Below are 18,093 nucleotides of genomic sequence, written 5' to 3'. Positions count from 1 at the left end.
GCAGGACGTGCCGAACCCGGCGCGCTCGGCTAAAGTTCGCGGACTCATTCCGGAACCGCAGTCTTGAAGATCCACATCCTCGGCATCGCCGGCACCTTCATGGGCGGCGTGGCCGCCCTGGCCCGCGAACTCGGCCACACCGTCGAAGGCAGCGATCAGGCCATCTACCCGCCCATGTCGACCCAGCTCGAGCAGCTCGGCATCGCGCTGGCGCAGGGCTACCAGCCGCAGAACATCGCGCCGGACTGCGACGAGATCGTCATCGGCAATGCCCTCTCGCGCGGCAACCCCGCGGTCGAGGCGGTGCTGGACCAGGGCCGGCGCTACATCTCCGGCGCGCAATGGCTGTCCGAACGCGTGCTGCCCGGCCGCGACACGCTGGCCGTGGCGGGCACGCACGGCAAGACCACGACGACGACCATCCTGACCTACCTGCTGGAAGCGGCCGGGCGTTCGCCGGGCTTCCTGATCGGCGGCGTGGCCGAGGACTTCGGCGTATCGGCGCGCATTGGTGGCGGCCGCGAGTTCGTCGTCGAGGCCGACGAGTACGACACCGCCTTCTTCGACAAGCGCAGCAAGTTCGTCCACTACCGCCCGCTGGTCGCCATCCTCAACAATCTGGAATACGACCACGCCGACATCTTCCCGGACGTGGCGGCGATCCAGCGCCAGTTCCACCACCTGGTGCGTACCGTGCCGCGCCGTGGTCGCCTGATCGTCAACGGCGAAGACCGGAAGCTGGAAGAGGTGCTCGCAATGGGGTGCTGGACCCCGGTGGAGCGCTTCGGCTTCGATGCCGCGCTGGAGTGGAGCGCGCGCCTGATCCGCGACGACGGCAGCGCGTTCGCCGTCCGCCACCACGGCAACGAGATCGGCGAGGTGCACTGGCCCATGCTCGGCCGCCACAACGTGCTGAATGGCCTGGCCGCGCTCGCCGCCTGCCATGCGGTCGGTGTCGATGTCGCCACCGTGCTGCCGGCGCTGGCGGCGTTCCGCAGCGTGAAGCGGCGGCTGGAAGTGATCGGCCAGCACGACGGCATCACCGTCTACGACGACTTCGCCCACCATCCCACCGCCATCCACACGACCCTTGAAGGTCTGCGTGCGCGTGTCGGCGATGCGCGCATCCTGGTGGCGATGGAGCCGCGCAGCAACTCGATGCGTTCCGGCGCGCATGCCGAGGCGCTGGCACCCTCGCTCGACATCGCGGACCTGGTCGTCTTCCTGCACCGGCCGGAACTCGCGTGGGATGCAGGCAAGGTCGTCGGCGCCATCCGCGGCGACGCACGCACCGTCCCCGACGCCGATGCGCTGATCGCGGCGTTGAAGACGCAGGTGCGGCCTGGTGACCACGTGGTGTTCATGTCGAACGGCGGCTTCGACGGTGCGCCCCGACGCTTTCTCGCCGCGCTGTCGGCGACACGGGGCTAGCCACGCGCTCGCGCGTGGCGCTGCGGCGGCGCAACACGGAAGCGTCGTCCATGCCGGCGCGGCCGACAAAGGGCGCGTGGCGGATTTCGCCGTGGCGTGGGTTTCCAGATGAAGTGTGACCTGACGAGTGCGTGACCGGTCTTGCCTTGCTTTACGTGGGCGGCAGCAAGCGAACGCGGACCCTAGAGTGGCGCGGCACGGTGGATGCCGTGCTTCCAATCACACTCGGAGGTATTTCATGCAGCAGATTGCCCGCGCCATCGTCATGGCGCTTGGTGTGTTCGGCTACGCTGGCGGCGCCCACGCGACCACGTACGTGGTGACCGCCAACTCGAACAGTTTCGACGGCCAGCTCGCCAGGAAACTGGAGGCCACGGGCGCACGCATCGTGGCGACGCTGCCGCAGATCGGCGTGGCGATCGTCGAATCGGACAATCCCGCGTTCGTCTCGCTTGCGGGCCGCATTCCGGCCGTGCGCTCGGCCGTGGCCGATGTTGCGATCCACTACGACCTGCCCGCCGCGGCGGAACAGATCACCGCCGACTACGCCAATCCGCCGGCATCCGGTGACAACGACAGCTTCTTCGATTTCCAGTGGGGCCACGCCGCCATCGATGCTGCGGGCGCCTGGAACGCAGGTTACCGGGGCGCTGGCGCGACGGTCGCCGTGCTGGATTCCGGCGTCTACTGCGCGCACCTGGACATCATCCCCAATCTCAATACCGCCAAGTCGGCGTCGTTCGTCGCGGGGCAGACGTACTGCAACACCAGTGGCAGCACGCACGGCACGCATGTGATGGGCACCATCGGCGCGGCCGACAACGGCATCGGTACCATCGGCGTCGCCCCGGAGGCGGAACTGATCGCAGTGAAGGTACTGAATCCGGTGACGGGCAGCGGCTCGTTCGCCGCCATCATCCAGGGCATCGTGCACGCCGCCGATGCGGATGCTGATGTCATCAACATGAGCCTGGGCGTGAACGGCGGGCTGCAGGTGGGTGGCAGCGAGGTGGCGGAACTGGTCAACGCCACCGCCCGTGCGGTGCGATACGCCAACAAGCAGAACGCGACCGTGGTCGCATCGGCCGGCAATGATGGCCGCGACCTGGATCACGACAGCGGTCGGGTCTGCGACACCGATGGCACCTGCACCACGGTGAACCTGCGTTCGTTCCCCGGCCAACTGCCGGGCGTCATCACCGTCAGCGCGCTCGGCCCGCAGGCCTGGCTGAAGAATCCCACCGGCACCGACTTCGACATCCGCGCCAGCTATAGCAACTATGGCCAGTCGGCCATCCACTTCGGCGCTCCGGGCGGCAACTACGACTACCCGGGGACCGAGAACTGCACCTTCAAGGGCATCCTGCGCGCGTGCTGGGTGTGGGACATGGTGTTCAGCACCACGTCCGGCACCTCGGGCTACGGCTGGTCCGCCGGCACCAGCATGGCGGCACCGCACGTCTCCGGCGTCGCGGCGCTGATCATCGGCAAGCACGGTGGCGAGCTCTCGCCGGCCGCGGTGGAGCGCATCCTGCGCGCATCGGCGGACGATCTCGGCAAACCGGGCAACGACGCGACATTCGGTGCGGGACGCGTGAACGCGCAGCGTGCCGTCACGCAGTGATGCGCTGACCTCCACGCTGCCAGACGCGAGGGCCACGCCTGTCACGGCGTGGCCCTTTCGTTTCCGCTTCCCCGCGCGGAACATCGGCCTTTAAACTGCCTGCATGCACTCGCTGGAATCCCTGCCGCTGTTCCCACTGCACAAGGTGCTGTTGCCGGGCGCCGCCATGGATCTTCGCATCTTCGAGCGGCGTTACCTGGACCTGGTGCGTGATTGCGGACGCGCCGGGAGCGGGTTCGGCGTCTGCCTGATCCTGGAGGGCTCCGAAGCGGGGGCGCCCGCGACGCCCGCGGCTTACGGCGTCGAAGCGCGTATCGAGAACTTCGACATGGGCGAGGACGGACTGCTGTCGCTGCGCGTGCGCGGCCACCGGCGTTTCCACGTGGTCCGCACGCGCGTTCGCGACAACGGGCTGGTGATGGCGGATGTGGAATGGCTGTGCGCCGACGAGGACTGGGAGATCCGTCCCGAGCACGCACTGCTGGGCACCTTGCTGCAGACCATGATGGAAAAGGTGGGCAGCGATCTGAATGGATTGCCGCCGCGCATCTTCGAGCACGCCGCCTGGGTGGGATGGCGATTGGCGCAGGTGCTGCCGATCACCCCGGAACAGCGCGTGTCGATCCTGCAGGAAGATGACGTGCACGCGCGCCTGCAGCGCCTGCTGGAGTGGATCGACTGACACCGGCCCGGCAGGGAGGGCTTCAGCCTCGACCGCACATGCTGAATTCCGGGATGCTTGACGGAAGGGCGTCGGGGTTGGATTTCAACAGCCAGCAAGGCTGGTCAGCCCCTCCTGCAGGAACCCTCCCGGTGAGTCAGGGCGGGACCGCCTCGCCACCGGTGCGCAAGCGCAGCACCGGCAACCCAGAATCCGGATGCGGCGCGATCGCGTGAGCGAGATCCGGCGTGGCCTGCGTCACCGCGTCGAGCGCCGTGCGCGCTTCGCGCAGTGGCCGCCACAGGCGCACCAGATTGAAGGCGCGCTGCTGCTGCAGCACCTGCGCACTGCCGATCCACAGCGGTACATTGCCCGGCTGCAGCCGCGTGTCCGCCGGCCACAGGCGCAGCACGAACACTTCGCCGGGCTGGTCGCCATTGCGCAGCATCAGCAGGCTCTCCGCGCGCGTATCCAGCGTGGCCGGCAGCACCGGCTGCTCATCGTCGGGCAGGTCGCTGTCCAGCAGGTTCAGGGCTTCCTCCCACCCGGCCTGCGGCTGTTCGCGCCAACCGGCGGCCGTCAGGCTGGCCTTCAATGGCGCCAGCGGCCCGGCGACCTGCACGTCCAGCGGCCAGCGCTGTTCGTCATCGAATTCGTTCCGGCGCGCCGGCAGTGACTGCCAGTCGCGTTGCCACCAGTCCTGCAGCGCAATCGTCCGTTCGATCACAGGTGCCTGGAACTGCGCCAGCATGGGCTCCACGTTGCGCGGCGCATGCCACAGTCCGGCCAGCACGAAGCTGCCGTAGAACAACCATGCGATGGGCTTGATCCAGAACGAACGCACCATGCGGCGGCGGTACGCGATGCCCAGCACCAGCAGCCACACCAGGCCGAACAACATGCCGCCCACCACATCGCTGAGCCAGTGCGCGCCCAGGTAGATGCGCGCGAAGCCGATCAGCGCCACCACGATGCCCGAGACCAGGTAAGGCCACACGCGCGTACGGCCCGGCAGTTCGCGCGCGATCAACACAGCGAAGAAGCCGAAGGTGATCGTCGACATCGTCACCGCGATGGAGGGAAAACCGAAGCCGCTGCTGACGCTGGGCGGCTTGGGGATGTCCACCGACGCGCCGAGCCATGCGGTCAGCGCCAGGCCGAAGGCGAGCGCCGCGAGCCAGTGCCCGGCCGCCATCCAGCGCCTGCGCCAGCACAGGTAGACCAGCACCAGCAGCGACGCCGGTGCCAGCACCTGTTCGTCGCCCAGCGAAGCGATTGCGGCCAGCGGATAGTCCGCCAGCGGATTGCGCAGCGCACGCATCAGTTCGTGGACCCACAGGTCCATGGCGAGCGGTTCGCCGTGGCCGATCACGATGATGAGAAACGCGAACCACACCCACACGATCGCCAGCAGCAGGATCGCCAGCAGCGCGAGCGGCACGGACTCGCGCCGGAAGGGGTCGAACACGGCCGCGGTGTAGCGCCCCAGCACGGGGTGCGCGTGCGACCACGCCAGTGCGCGCGCCAGCAGGGCGTCGGCGTGCGCGGCGAACCAGCGGTAGGTATAGAGCACCAGCGCCCAGGCCAGCGCCAGCACCAGTACCAGCAGGCCCAGCACCAGGGCCAGCCGGCCCGCCACGGCGGCGACGGCATCGTAGGCATGGCCCAGCACCCAGCCGGGCAGCAGGAACGCCGCCGCCCATGCCACGCTGGCTGCGCCACTGGCCACCAGATAACGGCGCAGCGGCATCCGCGATATACCGGCCACGGCCGGCACGAAAGGGCGGATGGGCCCGACGAAGCGCGCGACGAAGATGCTCTTCCACGCATTGCGCCGGAACAGCAGTTCGCCGCGATCGAGCAATTGCGGGTATTTGCGGAATGGCCAGACCGTCCGCAGCTGTTGCCCCCAGCGGTGTCCTATCCAGTAGCTGGTCGCATCGCCGATCAGGGCGCCCAGCGTGGCGCAGGCAACCGCATACGGGCCGGAAATCTCCCCCAGGCCGATCAGCACGCCCACCGCGAACAGCAGCGGCAGGGCGGGCACGATGGCGCCGATGATGATCGCCGCATCGCAGAACGCGATGGCGAAGATCACCAGGCCCGCGGCGACAGGATGTGCACTGATCCAGGCCAGCAGGTTGTCGAACCAGGAAGATTCCATCGCGGGATTATAGGCGGCTGTTCCTGACCCGCGTCTGCCACCCCCGGGCAGTAGAATGACGTCGTGGACTTGCGCTCGCCCTCCGAAATCACCGCACTCAAGGCCGACAGCTTCGGTCGCATCTCCCTGATGCAGGGTCCGTCGGGTCCGTTCGTGCGCCGCGATCTCGCGCACGTGCCCCTGTGGCTGCGGCTGCCCGCCTGGTGGCTGGCGCGGCGCGAGGCTCTGGCGTTGCGCAAGGTCGCGGGGATGGCCGACGTGCCCCAGCTGCTCGACTGGACCGGCCGCCGGCTCGACCGCAGCTACATGGAGGGGGCGGCGATGTACCAGCGCCCGCCACGCGGCGACCTGGCCTACTTCCGCGCCGCACGCCGCCTGCTCCAGCACCTGCACCGCCGGGGCATCGCCCACAACGATCTCGCCAAGGAGGCGAACTGGCTGGTGCTGGAAGACGGCCGCCCGGCGATCATCGATTTCCAGCTCGCCACCCGCGGCGACCCGCGCTCGCGCTGGATGCGCCTGCTGGCGCGCCAGGACCTGCGCCATCTGCTCAAGCACAAGCGCATGTATTGCGGCGCGTCGCTCACCCCCATCGAGAAGCGGGTGCTCAAGCGCACGTCCTGGCTGCGTGACCTCTGGTTCCGCACCGGCAAGCCCGTCTACCGCTTCATCACCCGGCGGTTGCTGAAGTGGGAAGACAACGAAGGGCAGGGACCGAAGCCGTGAGCTTCCGGCGAGCACGCGCGGTCTCCTGTGCGGTGCCTGCGGACAGCACGCTGCGCGCCACGGCCGACGATGCCTACTTCGTGCATTGCGCCGCCATCGGACTGTCGCGCGCGCCCGTGTCCGCCTTGCAGGTGTACCAGGACATCGCGCATCTGGTGCCCGCCTGGTTCGAGGGAATGATGACGGCACGCAACTGCGTGATGCGGTGGTTGGGCATGAAGGACCTGGGGCGTATCCGTGCCGCAGGCCGGGCACCCGATGTGCGGGTCGGCGAGAAGGTCGGCATCTTCACCGTGCTCAGCCACGCCCCGGACGAGATCGTGCTGGGTGACCAGGACCGGCACCTGCGGGTGTCGCTGTCGTTGCAAGTCAGACGGCAGCACGATGCCGCGCATCTCTACTGCGCCACGGTGGTCGAACACCCCAACTGGCTGGGTCGGCTCTACATGCTGCCGGTGGATCCGATCCATCGGTTGATCGTGCCCCACCTGCTGCAACGCTACGCGCGTCGGCTGTGCGACGCCTCCGCCCCTTTCCCACGGGATGCACCATGAATCCATTATCCGGCAAGACCCTCTTCATCACCGGTGCCTCGCGCGGCATCGGCCTGGCCATCGCCCTGCGCGCGGCGCGCGATGGCGCCAACGTGGCCATCGCCGCCAAATCCTCGGTACCCAACCCCAAGCTGCCGGGCACCATCCACACGGCAGCCGAGGCGGTGAACGCGGCGGGGGGACGCGGACTCGCACTGAAGTGCGACATCCGCGAAGAAGACGACGTGAAAGCCGCCATGGCGGCCACGGCGGATGCCTTCGGCGGCATCGACATCCTGGTCAACAATGCCAGCGCCATCTGGCTGGCCGGCGCGCTGGAAACCCCCATGAAGCGCTTCGACCTGATGCAGCAGGTCAACGCGCGCGGCAGCTTCCTGTGCGCGCAGGCCGCGCTTCCCTACCTGAAGCAGGCCCCCAATCCGCACATCCTGACGCTCGCGCCGCCGCCCACGCTGGACCCGAAGTGGTGGGCGCCGCACACCGGTTACACGTTGGCGAAGATGGGCATGAGCTTCGTGACCCTCGGGCTGGCAGGCGAATTCGGTCCGCAGGGCATTGCCGTGAACGCGCTGTGGCCGCGTACCATCATCGCCACGGATGCGTTGAACATGATTCCCGGCGTGGAGATCCCGCGCTGCCGCACGCCGCAGATCGTCGCCGACGCCGCGCATGCCGTGCTTGCCCGTGATGCGCGTGGTTTCCACGGTCACTTCCTGATCGATGAGGATGTGCTGCGCGAAGCCGGCGTCGCGGATTTCGCGCCGTATGCCGTTGATCCGTCGCAACCGCTGCTGCCGGACCTGTTCCTGGAATAGCGGGCAGGTGCGTTGCGCAACCTGTCTTCGATGCCGGTCATGAAGAGGAGCCACGACGATGTCGCCATCTGAAACCGCAGGACGCCAGGCGCTGGCGTTCATCCGCATGGCCCTGGCCACGCTGCTTTTCGTCCACGGCATCGCGCGCGTGCTGGCCGATGGCGTGGCACCTTTCGGCGTTTTCCTGGAGTCGCGCGGATTTCCGTTCGGACTGGGGATCGCATGGTTCGTGACGGTGTTCGAACTGGTCGCGGCACCGGTGTTCGCGGCGGGCCGATGGATCACGCCGATCGCGCTGGTGTTCAGCGCGATCTACGCCTGCGGCATCTGGCTGGTGCACGCGCCGGCGGGCTGGTTCGTGGTGGGCCTTGGCCGCAATGGCGCCGAGTACAGCGTGCTGATCATCGCCTGCCTGCTGGCCAATGCGTGGGCGCACCGCACCCGTTCTACCGTTCCGACATGAGGCTGTCATGAAATACCTGCACGCGATGATCCGTACACGTTACATGTGAGCAAATCGTTGCATACCATACATGTAAGAGTAGTGACATAAGCTGCCTGTATTGTCCTGACTGACTGGAATTCGCTCAGGACGCTCCGCGTGGCGGCTTCGATTGCAATATTCATTGGGCTCTCTCCTTGGCTCGGCGATCGCCATGGCCACGCTTGAGTTTGTGCATTACTCCAAGCGGAGCCCGGAAGTTCGGGACGGAAAGGTGGAATGGCAAGATCTGCCAGGGCCATCACATAGCCTTCCGCAAATCCTTTGGAGAGACGGTCAGACCTGGGCTGAGGCTAACGTCTGGGCGCTAAGTCGAATGCTGGACGGTCGTTTAGACAGAAGGACGATCTTGAGCGCCATGACGCACCTGCTTGCGTTTGCAAAGTGGTGCGAGGAAGAAGGTGTGGAATGGTGGCACTTTCCAGACAAGCAAAGTGAGCGATGTCTGACGCGCTTTCGCGGCGCCCTGGTGAAGCAGCGAAAAGAAGGTGAGCTCGCGCCGTCGACGACAGCGCAACGCATGAGGGCGGTGGTTCAGTTCTATCGCTGGCTACTTGAAAGTTCGCTACTTAGATCAGACCGAGAACTGTGGGGCGAGCGGACAGTGCGCCGAAGGTTTACCGACAGTTTTGGCTTAGAGCACTCAATAAAGGTGGCGAGCACAGATCTCGCGATTCCCAACAGGAGTGTTGCCGGCGCCCTTCAGTATGAAGATGGCATCCAGCCAATATCTATAGAGGCGATGCGTCAAATTCTCGATTTCTCAAGCGAGAGAACGAGTCTAGAAATATGGCTAATGCTACGCCTAGGCTTCCAGAGTGGGCTAAGGATAGGTTCCATTCTAGATCTCAAGATTCGAACACTTGAGAAGGCGAGCCTTGATCCGGTCGTTGAGTGGAACCGGATCGCTGTAGGTCCTGGTGCCAGGCCGCCGGTGGCAACAAAGTTTGGAGTCACAGGCAACGTTCCGATCCATACAGACCTCCTGCAAGAGCTCTTGGCATATGCCACCAGCACGCGCCGGCTCAAGAGGCAGGCAATGGCCTCAGGGGAAAATCGAGATCTGTTGTTTCTTACGCGCTTTGGGGAACCTTATAGTGGAAATGAATGCAGGGCCGTGAACGTGGCGATGTCGCGCCTACGCAAGGGCGCATTGATCGCTGGAAGAAGAGAGTTCGAAGACTTTCATTTCCATAGGACAAGGGCCACGTTCGCAACTATGCTCATTCGCGCGGCGCTCAAGTACATGACCGCGAGTGCGGCAGTAGAGTTTGTTAGAGACGCATGCCTGCACAGAGACGACGCAACCACTCTGAGATACATCAAGTCAATGGAGGAAGGTGCGGAGATGTCGGAAGCGGCAGATGCATTCAGCCAATCATTCATGGGTTTGGCGAAGCATAGGGCATGTCAATGACAAGATTGCCGGGTCTCTCTCTGGAGAAGCTCCACTACGGCTCGCACCAACAAGTATGGGATCTCGGGTTCTTGCTCTACAAGAATGGAGCACTAACGCGGCGCGACAACTTCGTTGAAGCAATGCGTTCAGGTCAATTCGGTGCTCCCCTGAGCGAGCGCATAGAACTCGTGGAACGTCTTCACGAGGTGGTTCTCGCACGTATCGAGGCCGGAAAATCTGAACAGACGATTCGTTCAAGTCTTAAGGCGCTGAAGCAGTTCTGGGGATATCTAGAAGACCAGCAAGTAGAAATATCTCTAAGCAGCATCACAAGCGGCTTCCTGCTGTGGTGCGAATCCATGATCCATAGGGTCAGGATCAAAGGGGACTTGCAGCCAAAGACAGCCTTGAGTTCTGCAAAGAAGGTAGGTGCACTATTGGGGAGAGTTCTAGGGAATGAGTCTCCCCGACCTGCAGCCGGCTTGCTCCGGCTGACTCGAATTGGTTCACTCGGGGGAGGAAGTAGCGGCTTTCCGTTGGTGAAAGCAGATGAGCAAGACCTATCATCTCTCCCTAACTTTGGACATCTTCTGGCAGACATTAGCCACGCACTTGATGCGGCTGCGATACGTGGTCCTAGGCCAATATCGGTGGATCTCAGTGATGGAAGCAGGCTAGTCATTGGCGGTGGCTTGCGTAAGCCAGAAATGAAAGTTGAAGAGATTGTGAGCCGTGACCTTCGATTGATGGCGACGAGAGCGAGGATGCCACTAGGCGAAGGCGAGAGCGTCATTGACCAGAGGCCAAGCTTGTTGAACCAGAGAATAGAAGCCGAGCTTCTGATCTTCATAGCTCAGACAGGGATGAATCTGAGCCAGGCTGCCAAGCTAAAGATTGGCCCTTTGCGCTGGCAATCGAAGGGCGAAGATCTGCTGGCGTTCAGAGTGTACAAAGATCGCCGCGCGGGAGAAGCAGAGTTTCGCTGCTTCAAGGAATACAGAGAGCATTTACGTCGCTATGTGTCATGGCTGGGTGAAGTCGGTCTCCGGGATATGGATGAGCGAATTTTTCCATTTGTTGCTGTGCAGGGGAAAATACCAAGCTCTGAAGCGCTGCCGACATTTCAAGCCACGCGCGGAGCCTGCGCTGAGCTTGGGGTGCTTTATATTGCGCCAAGAGAACTGAGGAAGAGCCGAGTTAACTGGCTTCTACGATACGTCCATAGGCGTGGATTAGTTGCCAAGATGGTCGCGAACAGTGAATTGACCTTGATCCGCGAATACATTCGGCCAAGCCCTCAAATTGCTGCCGTTGAGATAACCCGTTTTCATGCCAAGAATGAATCCTTGGTACTTGCGCCAGGTCCAGGTCTCTGCGCCGACAGTGAACGCGGTCCAATTCCAATTGCTGGTATCCCTGCTGAGGCACCTAAACCAGACTGCATTAGCCCGGATGGATGCTTGTTCTGCATCCACCATCGAGATGTCCTCTCGAAAGAATATTGTTGGAAACTCACCTCACACCTGCATCTGAAGAAGCTTGAGCTCGCGCTGACACGGCCCACTAAAAACGCACCCGATCACCCTGTGGTAGCGGTGATTGACCGCCTCCGAGGCAAGCTCAAGGGCATCGCGGCGATAGGCTCGCGTAATTCCGCCTGGTCCGATCATGCCGAAGATGCTATCCGCTCTGGGAACTATCACCCGGCTTGGGATGTGGAAATTCGGTTGTTGGAGGCGCTGATATGAATCCAAGCAGTCTTCCGGGCCTTCAAATTGATTCACCTCTATCCAATCCAAAGTTTGCTAACTTCCGGCCCTCCTCCTGGCCACCCGAACCGGATTTCCCGGTGGTCATCGATGAAGCAGGCCGCGTCGTGAGTCAATTCAATGACCTCATTTGGGATCTGACCGTATGGGCTGGGAAAGTTCTTCGCTGGAACTTTGGTGATGGTCCCACCCGAGGGACGCCCCTAGATCGGAGGAACGCGGACGTCATGCGGCTCGCCGCTGCCTGGTGGCTTTATGGCCCCCATGCGGTAAGGACTGCAGGAGCGCTCGTGCAACGACTTAGCAGTCTGAAGCCTCTTCTTGCAGCGTGCTCTGAAGCTGGTATCTGTGCATCAGAACTGTGGCGATATCCGAAAGTTATAGAGTTGGCTGCAAGCAGGTTGGCAAAATCAAGTGCTTCCACCGTCATATCGCATTTGCACGACTTATTCTCTGCTCGAGAGACTATAGGTTTCACTATTCTCGATGAGGCCGGACTCCGTCTACTTGCGCGAATGCTGCCTACGCACCATACGACGCAAACAGCGTACATACCGCCAAGAATATGGGCATACCAAGTATCAAGACTGCGCGAAGCGCTGGACGACTTTCATGCGCATCGAGAACAAGTGGAAGCGTGCTATAGGTTCTGTCTAGAAGCGTATCTGACGAATGCGAACGGGGATCCGGGGTCTATGCGGTCCCTAGAAGATGGACGACTACCATTTAAGAGAGATCCTTATCCGAAGCGGCAGCCAGAGTACTGTGTTTTCCATGGCCCGTTTAAGGATACGGCCCGTCGCTTTGGTGTCGATGCTCTTTTCGATCGTTGGATTGGATCTACTGAAAAGTGCGGAGTCAAAGCGATCTCTTCCTACATGAGATGTGTGACGTGGGTAGCTACTGCATATCTCATGAACTTCAGCCTTATGCGCATCGACGAAGCGGAGCAGCTGAGATCCGATTGTTACCAAATTATTCGGGATGAACTGGGGGACGATATCCACCTTGTCCGTGGTCCGACAACTAAGACGAAGAGTGATGGAGAGACGAACTGGATCGTTGGATCCTCTGTGCAGTTGGCCGTAGAGGCAATGTCCGCTATTGCCTTCTTACGCCTGGAAGCCGCAGTGCTTGACGGGCCACTCGATGGCGTGGATCGAGCCAATCCTTTGCTCCAAGCGCGATCTTATGAGCCATGGTCCCCACGTCAACTAGTCAACGCCAGGAAGGCTACCATGTCGCTTGTCGGATACCTTCGGAAATGGCCGCAGGTTCTTGAAGAGGACCAGCTAAAGATCACGAGGGAGGATCTGGAAGTTGCAAATCGCATGACCACTGGCTTGGATCCGGAACTGTTCTCGATTGGCAAGACCTGGCCGCTGGCATGGCATCAACTCCGGAGAACCGGCGCTGTGAATATGCTCGCAACGGGTATGGTGTCCGAGCTTTCTTTGCAATATCAGCTCAAGCATGCGACCTTGGCGATGAGTCGATACTACGGCCAGGGATATTATCGGCTCAAAAAATCCTTGGACCCGGAAGCCAGGGGCGTCTATTTAAGAGAGATGTTTCAGGCGACGGCGCGTGATTTCATGAGTCTTCATGATGCGCGACAAGCGTCGCCCCACGGAGACAAGCGCAAGGAACAGATTCTCGAGCCAGTTCGCGAGAGCGATCATCTCGCCCTGTTGCGCAGTGCAGAGCAAGGCAGGATCTCATACAGGCAAACCTTTCTGGGTGGTTGCGCCAATCCGGGGCCACCCTGTCCTTTGGGCGGCATCAGCAATATCAGTGGATGCATGGGTCACCAGAACATCAAGCCATGTGAGTGGATTGTCGTAGACAAGGCGAAGAAGCCAGTGATTGAAGCATTGCAACGAGAAATTGCGCGGCGCAGAGAGAGTGCTGAGCCAGATACACCTCTATGGAATTCGCTAGGAGCGAACTTGGAATCGGCGGAGCGTGCCCTGCGTCTTATCAATGGACATGGGGGGAGCTCCGATGGGGCGGGCTGAGAATCAGTTCCGGGAGGCTTTTGGACGGTTGAAGGAAGGTAAGCCGATTCATCTTCCTAAGGGTTCAAAGGTCAGTCAGAACAATGTGGCTAAGGAAGCGGGTGTCGATCCTTCTGCCCTGCGTCGATCACGCTTTCCCGCGCTGATTGAAGAGATTCAAGCGTGGGTCGCCGCCGCAGAGTCAGTTGATGTCGCGCAGAAGCCAAGCCAGCAGCAAGTTAGGCAGGAGCGCCGTGATCTGAGGATGCTTCTTGCAGACATGAAGGTTCAACGCGACGATGCTTTGTCAAAGCTTGTCGGTGCCGAGTTGCGTCTGGTCGAGCTCATGACGGAACTTGACCAGCTTCGACTAAAAGTAGCCCCATCTACAGTTGTTCCGCTACGCGCGGGGAAGTCGTGATCAGTACGCGCATCACTTAAGTCGGCGGCTGGGAGCCAAGGTTCAAGCTCGAAGTTTATGCTGTCGGATGAGCGTGTGCTAAGAAGGGAGTCGCTCCAATCTCTTCCAGAAATCGTGGTCTGGGTTTGGTGTCGAATACGGCAACCTCGATATTTCTAGGTTTTCTAGGTCCCATCGCCTGAACGATGGAAATCAGATGCCGTGCACCTCGTTCCATTTGATCAGCCTCAACTCCCGCATAGATGAGCAGGGTCGACTCACTTGTTTCGTCCTCCATCGAGATTTTCTCAAGGAGATAGATCTCCCAGATGTATGAAGGGAAGGGCGCGCTCGCGACAAGCATCCTCATCAATCCATCAGGAGGTGAGGCTGCCAATCGTATGTTCAACAACCCAGCGCTGAGATCGACCTTGTCGAAGGTTTCCAGAGTTCCTACATTCAGTAGGATGGCTACTTCTTCGGGATAGAGAACAGCCCCACCGTCATTTGGATTGACCATCAAGGTTGCCCCTCTTGTCTGCTCAAAGAGTGTAGCGCAAGGAAGACTGACCGTTCGAACGGCTTTGGAGCTCGCGCGCAGGGCGCGCTGAGATGAAGTGAAAAAGGGAATCGCGTCAAATCCATCAGGGTGACGGAACTGAATCAGCCTAACGTTCTTCGAATCATCGGAGATCGGAACGTGTACATAGACCCTCGCGCGGAGCAGGCACGTGAAGAACCTCTCTTCGTTAAGATGGCTCCTCTTTCCCTGCTCAAACCTGTCTTCCAACTCGCGTTCGCTGACGATTGACATCGCTCAACCTCCAATGTGCGGTCCGTGCTTGTAGCTACTAACCCACGCCGGATCGAATTCTGTAACAAGCAGGTTCGGGTAAAAGAGCGAGCTCGCTACCTCAAGGAGTTTCGCCTCGTTGGCAGCAATGGCCTGGACATCCGATACCGATGGAAAGTGCCGGAGCAGTCTGTAGGCCTCCGCACGAATGTCCTTAGGAACATCCATGTTGGCGGAGAGGTCGCGAAGGAACGCGCCAGCCTGAATGAGGTGGCGCGTGCGCTCGACAGGCATGGTCACGGAGACACCTTTTTGTCTTGGAGTCACTGCAGGTAGGGGCGAAAATGGGCACAGTGGAAGGTCATGCTTCGTAGCCTCGGTTGGATCGCTGGTCGTTACGACTTTCGTGACGTCTTGCTGCGACTTATGGCATCAACTAAGCGACTTGGGTGATCCGCCCAATAGGAAAGCCCAGGTGGCAGCACATTGGAAAGGAAGACGCTCAGTAGAACAGGCTTTTTCCACTGAGGATCGGGCACGAACTGATACTCCTCTGGAGAGAGGTCATTATTGGCTGATCTCACAGTGAGCCAGCGTGACCTGCGGCGCATCTCGGCTAGCATTGCCGTGCGTGCAGCATCTTGATCCATTCCATTGCGAAGTAGGGCAGCAGTACCACCTCGGGTTGCGTGCCAGGCAAGGTATCGCTTTCGGGCCAAACTCAATTCAGACCAGTCATTTGCCATCGCATGCACGATAAAGGATGCGTTTGCGGGCTCCAGAGCATGGCGACGAAAAAGATGAGCCAAGTAAGTCTCTATCTCTGCGGTTGAGAGTGCTTCCCAGAGTTCGACGATGCCGCCTACCGAGCCTTGACGTGATACAAGTTCAAGTAGCGCTGCCTGAAGGGTAACCTGTAGGTGAAAGCGCTCACCCCAGTCAGTGAGGTGGCACCACCCTAAGGGTTCGTAGAGCGCACGATGGATGCCGGAGTCATGCTCTGACGGGGTACGCAAAACACGGGCTTCTTCAAGTTGACGAAAGAGCGCTTGGCTTAGCGGCGCCCCGGTACTAAAGGGCGCTTCGACCTGCGTCGACAACTCAAGAGCGTACCAGGCAGCAAGGCGCAGTAAACCGAGCGACTGGGCAAAAGGCACCAGGTCGCGAGCGGCGGGCAGAAGAGTCGATTGGGTGCGGACACATGTCATTGCACCTCTCGCGAGTAGGCCGGGGAGCTTATCAGTGGCCGGGTCAAGATGCTACACAATTTTCATGTAATCGGTAGGTGCGCCATAGATTTCCCAGTCGTCCAGGACTGGTGGCGACATGGCATCAAAAACAATCTACCGGGACGACTATCGACGGCTGGTGGAGCAGTTGAGAGGGCGTCGCGAGGAGCTGGGGCTGTCGCAGAGTGACGTGGCCCGCCAGTTGGGGTGGCCCCAGCAAAGGATTTCCGCCGTCGAGGCGGGGGCCCGCAGACTCGACGTCATCGAATTCTTCCAGCTGACCACAGTGCTCGGGCTAAGCCCGTCAAGAGCAGTAAAGCTCATTCTCCTCACGGTGTAGGGGCTCTGGTGTTCGCCCTGCAGAGGTAGAACGCCACAAGTGCCGCGTATACAACAGCTCCGGATATGGACTAAGTGGACTGCGTCATATGAGGCAGCTTGAATACCTGACCTGCACCCATATTCGGAGACGCATCCGCCATCTCGCCTGCGATGGGCGGAGGGCGTGGCAGCTTCCGACCTATTCTGTTGAAAAAACCCGGTTGCTCGGATTTCTCACTAGGCGAAAAGCATGAGAGTGCGATATCCACAGGTTTCGAGCTTCAAACTGCATTGAAAACGCGCCGTTTTCGACCTTACCCACGTCGCTGGAGAGTTCTTCAACGGAATAGGCCGGAAGCTGACATCGGCTAGCGTACGTGTCAAATATCGTCATCGAGGCCAGGCAAAGATCCACTCTCACCCTATCGCAGTGCGTGCCGTAGATACGGCGCCGCCGCAATCTTGTTCGACCTCGCAGCCTCGGGCGGCGTGCCTTGTGCGACACTTTGCCCCGCTTTGATCGTCCTCACCCCCGTGCCGGCTTGCGGGGTTTTGATGGCAACGCCTGATGGATAGCGCTGGCAGCGATCGCGGCATGACCGAACGCAACCGCGATTTGATTGAGATCGCTCACCACGTCGCCAATGGCATAGAGTCCGACAATCGAGGTCTCCATCCGTTCGTCGGTCATCACCGTTCCCTGTGCGCCAATCTTCGCTCCGGCACCTCGTGCCAAATCACCACGCGCTGGTGCCCCCATGGCGGCATACACGAGATCGAAGCGATGGGTACGCCCTGTCAGGTCGGTGACGTCCCAACCTCCTTCGGTACAGGTCAACGTCTGTAGCGGCGGAAGAACGTGGACACCGTTCGTATCGATCTGCCGAGAGGCTTCCGGATCCCCTCCCTCCGAAGGTACGACGGTTACGTCTGCGGAGAATGTGGAGAGGTAATGCGCGTTGGAGGCCGCTCTGTCCAGAGGCCCGACGACGGCTATGCGCTGGTCCGTGGCTTCATACCCGTCACACAACGCACATGACCTGAGTAGACCGTTGCGCAATGCAGCCTCGGGATCGCCCGAGGCCAAGGGGGGCAGGTGATCAACTACGCCTGTGGCCAGCAACACCACGGGGGCGTGCCACTCCTGCCCGCCGGCTTCTACCCGCCATCCTGTCCCGATCCGTTCCAGGAGGTCGACCCGCATGTGGTGAATCGTTGTCCCATACGTGGATGCCTGGTCACGCAATCTGCGAAGCAGTTCGGTGCCCGAAACGCCCCTCGGGAACCCCGGACAGTTGTGGCTCTCAGGGATCCAGCGGGCGCGGCTGCGGCCATCGTCGAACACGACCACGTGCCGGTGGAGCCGTCTGAGGTAAGTGGCGGCGGTCAGGCCGGCCGGACCGCCGCCTACGATGATGCAGTCAAGTTCCATCGAAAGGTCACCGGGGGACTGAAAGCTGCGTGCCACGTAACGCCGCATGTTGCACGCCATGGCGCGCCATTCTCGCAAGCTTGGATAGCGAACGTCCGCAGCTCGTCGCGCGATGAACGCGGTGGCTCAGGAAACCTGATCACAAGCTTTCCACGAGATCTTCGAGAGCCTGCGTTCGCATTGCGTTGCGGCACCCTCGACGACGCCCGAATCGCCAGTGTGCCGGAGCCGGACATCATTCACGTTCAAGGAGAAGCATTTCATGCGGTTCTCACG

At 61.3% G+C, this 18,093-nt stretch carries 17 protein-coding genes; 12 read left to right on the top strand and 5 right to left on the bottom strand.

From position 1 onward, the window contains the following. Positions 1-99 precede the first annotated feature (99 nt). The 3 genes from mpl to ACIPRS_RS08935 all read left to right on the top strand — a co-directional run bounded on the left by mpl (position 100) and on the right by ACIPRS_RS08935 (position 3,737). Complete coding sequence (gene mpl, locus ACIPRS_RS08945; protein ID WP_446538451.1) at positions 100-1,431, top strand: UDP-N-acetylmuramate:L-alanyl-gamma-D-glutamyl-meso-diaminopimelate ligase; 1,332 nt, start codon at positions 100-102, stop codon at positions 1,429-1,431. Positions 1,432-1,669: 238 nt separating this feature from the next. Further along, on the top strand, positions 1,670-3,055 hold the full coding sequence (locus ACIPRS_RS08940; protein ID WP_446538307.1) for a S8 family peptidase: 1,386 nt from the start codon (positions 1,670-1,672) through the stop codon (positions 3,053-3,055). A gap of 103 nt (positions 3,056-3,158) precedes the next feature. Then, positions 3,159-3,737, top strand: coding sequence for an LON peptidase substrate-binding domain-containing protein (locus tag ACIPRS_RS08935; protein ID WP_446538306.1), 579 nt, complete (start codon positions 3,159-3,161; stop codon positions 3,735-3,737). Positions 3,738-3,873: 136 nt separating this feature from the next. Here ACIPRS_RS08935 and ACIPRS_RS08930 read toward each other — a convergent pair whose 3' ends face one another. Next, the gene (locus ACIPRS_RS08930; protein ID WP_192202159.1) at positions 3,874-5,880 is read right to left on the bottom strand and encodes a bifunctional DedA family/phosphatase PAP2 family protein; all 2,007 of its coding nucleotides are present in this window, start codon (positions 5,878-5,880) and stop codon (positions 3,874-3,876) included. 129 nt (positions 5,881-6,009) lie between these two features. Between ACIPRS_RS08930 and ACIPRS_RS08925 the strand changes: the two genes are divergently transcribed. From ACIPRS_RS08925 to ACIPRS_RS08890, 8 genes are all read left to right on the top strand, one after another. Continuing rightward, a complete protein-coding gene (locus tag ACIPRS_RS08925) occupies positions 6,010-6,606 on the top strand; it encodes a phosphotransferase (RefSeq protein ID WP_255431487.1) in 597 nt (198 codons plus the stop codon). Beyond that, entirely contained in the window at positions 6,603-7,160 is a 558-nt protein-coding gene (locus ACIPRS_RS08920) for a DUF2867 domain-containing protein (RefSeq protein WP_446538305.1), read from the top strand. The genes ACIPRS_RS08925 and ACIPRS_RS08920 overlap by 4 nt, the downstream gene beginning before the upstream one ends. Next, a complete protein-coding gene (locus ACIPRS_RS08915; RefSeq protein ID WP_446538304.1) occupies positions 7,157-7,975 on the top strand; it encodes an SDR family oxidoreductase in 819 nt (272 codons plus the stop codon). The genes ACIPRS_RS08920 and ACIPRS_RS08915 overlap by 4 nt, the downstream gene beginning before the upstream one ends. Before the next feature lie 58 nt (positions 7,976-8,033). Next, the gene (locus tag ACIPRS_RS08910) at positions 8,034-8,438 is read left to right on the top strand and encodes a DoxX family protein (protein WP_446538303.1); all 405 of its coding nucleotides are present in this window, start codon (positions 8,034-8,036) and stop codon (positions 8,436-8,438) included. Between the two features lie 397 nt (positions 8,439-8,835). After that, a complete protein-coding gene (locus ACIPRS_RS08905; protein WP_446538302.1) occupies positions 8,836-9,894 on the top strand; it encodes a tyrosine-type recombinase/integrase in 1,059 nt (352 codons plus the stop codon). Then, a complete protein-coding gene (locus ACIPRS_RS08900; protein WP_446538301.1) occupies positions 9,885-11,624 on the top strand; it encodes a hypothetical protein in 1,740 nt (579 codons plus the stop codon). The genes ACIPRS_RS08905 and ACIPRS_RS08900 overlap by 10 nt, the downstream gene beginning before the upstream one ends. Positions 11,625-12,559: 935 nt before the next feature. Continuing rightward, a complete protein-coding gene (locus ACIPRS_RS08895) occupies positions 12,560-13,663 on the top strand; it encodes a hypothetical protein (RefSeq protein WP_446538300.1) in 1,104 nt (367 codons plus the stop codon). Beyond that, positions 13,650-14,063, top strand: a complete 414-nt coding sequence (locus tag ACIPRS_RS08890; RefSeq protein WP_446538299.1) for a hypothetical protein — start codon at positions 13,650-13,652, stop codon at positions 14,061-14,063. The genes ACIPRS_RS08895 and ACIPRS_RS08890 overlap by 14 nt, the downstream gene beginning before the upstream one ends. Positions 14,064-14,118: 55 nt before the next feature. Here the strand turns inward: ACIPRS_RS08890 and ACIPRS_RS08885 are convergent, their stop codons facing one another. From ACIPRS_RS08885 to ACIPRS_RS08875, 3 genes are all read right to left on the bottom strand, one after another. Continuing rightward, positions 14,119-14,856: an SseB family protein gene (locus tag ACIPRS_RS08885; RefSeq protein WP_446538298.1), complete on the bottom strand. Its 738-nt coding sequence runs from the start codon at positions 14,854-14,856 to the stop codon at positions 14,119-14,121. 3 nt (positions 14,857-14,859) lie between these two features. Next, a complete protein-coding gene (locus ACIPRS_RS08880; protein ID WP_446538450.1) occupies positions 14,860-15,129 on the bottom strand; it encodes a BPSL0761 family protein in 270 nt (89 codons plus the stop codon). 101 nt (positions 15,130-15,230) lie between these two features. Beyond that, positions 15,231-16,043: a hypothetical protein gene (locus ACIPRS_RS08875; protein ID WP_446538297.1), complete on the bottom strand. Its 813-nt coding sequence runs from the start codon at positions 16,041-16,043 to the stop codon at positions 15,231-15,233. A 118-nt stretch (positions 16,044-16,161) separates the two neighbouring features. On the opposite strand from ACIPRS_RS08875, the gene ACIPRS_RS08870 reads away from it, so the two are divergent. Then, entirely contained in the window at positions 16,162-16,404 is a 243-nt protein-coding gene (locus ACIPRS_RS08870) for a helix-turn-helix domain-containing protein (RefSeq protein ID WP_446538296.1), read from the top strand. Positions 16,405-16,911: 507 nt separating this feature from the next. Here the strand turns inward: ACIPRS_RS08870 and ACIPRS_RS08865 are convergent. Next, positions 16,912-17,877 (bottom strand): NAD(P)/FAD-dependent oxidoreductase, encoded by a 966-nt coding sequence (locus ACIPRS_RS08865; RefSeq protein WP_446538295.1) that lies wholly within the window; start codon positions 17,875-17,877, stop codon positions 16,912-16,914. Positions 17,878-18,093 lie beyond the last annotated feature (216 nt).

This window comes from Pseudoxanthomonas sp. LARHCG66, assembly GCF_052871755.1.
Note: the sequence above shows the minus strand (reverse complement) of the source record. Positions and strands in the feature narration are given on the sequence as shown.

Excerpts from the sequence above, each read along its gene's own strand:
- mpl (WP_446538451.1), top strand. The coding sequence starts at position 100 with ATGGGCGGCGTGGCCGCCCTGGCCCGCGAACTCGGCCACACCGTCGAA.
- ACIPRS_RS08940 (WP_446538307.1), top strand. The coding sequence starts at position 1,670 with ATGCAGCAGATTGCCCGCGCCATCGTCATGGCGCTTGGTGTGTTCGGC.
- ACIPRS_RS08935 (WP_446538306.1), top strand. The coding sequence starts at position 3,159 with ATGCACTCGCTGGAATCCCTGCCGCTGTTCCCACTGCACAAGGTGCTG.
- ACIPRS_RS08930 (WP_192202159.1), bottom strand. The coding sequence starts at position 5,880 with ATGGAATCTTCCTGGTTCGACAACCTGCTGGCCTGGATCAGTGCACAT.
- ACIPRS_RS08925 (WP_255431487.1), top strand. The coding sequence starts at position 6,010 with ATGCAGGGTCCGTCGGGTCCGTTCGTGCGCCGCGATCTCGCGCACGTG.
- ACIPRS_RS08915 (WP_446538304.1), top strand. The coding sequence starts at position 7,157 with ATGAATCCATTATCCGGCAAGACCCTCTTCATCACCGGTGCCTCGCGC.
- ACIPRS_RS08910 (WP_446538303.1), top strand. The coding sequence starts at position 8,034 with ATGTCGCCATCTGAAACCGCAGGACGCCAGGCGCTGGCGTTCATCCGC.
- ACIPRS_RS08905 (WP_446538302.1), top strand. The coding sequence starts at position 8,836 with ATGACGCACCTGCTTGCGTTTGCAAAGTGGTGCGAGGAAGAAGGTGTG.
- ACIPRS_RS08900 (WP_446538301.1), top strand. The coding sequence starts at position 9,885 with ATGTCAATGACAAGATTGCCGGGTCTCTCTCTGGAGAAGCTCCACTAC.
- ACIPRS_RS08895 (WP_446538300.1), top strand. The coding sequence starts at position 12,560 with ATGAACTTCAGCCTTATGCGCATCGACGAAGCGGAGCAGCTGAGATCC.
- ACIPRS_RS08890 (WP_446538299.1), top strand. The coding sequence starts at position 13,650 with ATGGGGCGGGCTGAGAATCAGTTCCGGGAGGCTTTTGGACGGTTGAAG.
- ACIPRS_RS08885 (WP_446538298.1), bottom strand. The coding sequence starts at position 14,856 with ATGTCAATCGTCAGCGAACGCGAGTTGGAAGACAGGTTTGAGCAGGGA.
- ACIPRS_RS08880 (WP_446538450.1), bottom strand. The coding sequence starts at position 15,129 with ATGCCTGTCGAGCGCACGCGCCACCTCATTCAGGCTGGCGCGTTCCTT.
- ACIPRS_RS08875 (WP_446538297.1), bottom strand. The coding sequence starts at position 16,043 with ATGACATGTGTCCGCACCCAATCGACTCTTCTGCCCGCCGCTCGCGAC.
- ACIPRS_RS08870 (WP_446538296.1), top strand. The coding sequence starts at position 16,162 with ATGGCATCAAAAACAATCTACCGGGACGACTATCGACGGCTGGTGGAG.
- ACIPRS_RS08865 (WP_446538295.1), bottom strand. The coding sequence starts at position 17,877 with ATGGCGTGCAACATGCGGCGTTACGTGGCACGCAGCTTTCAGTCCCCC.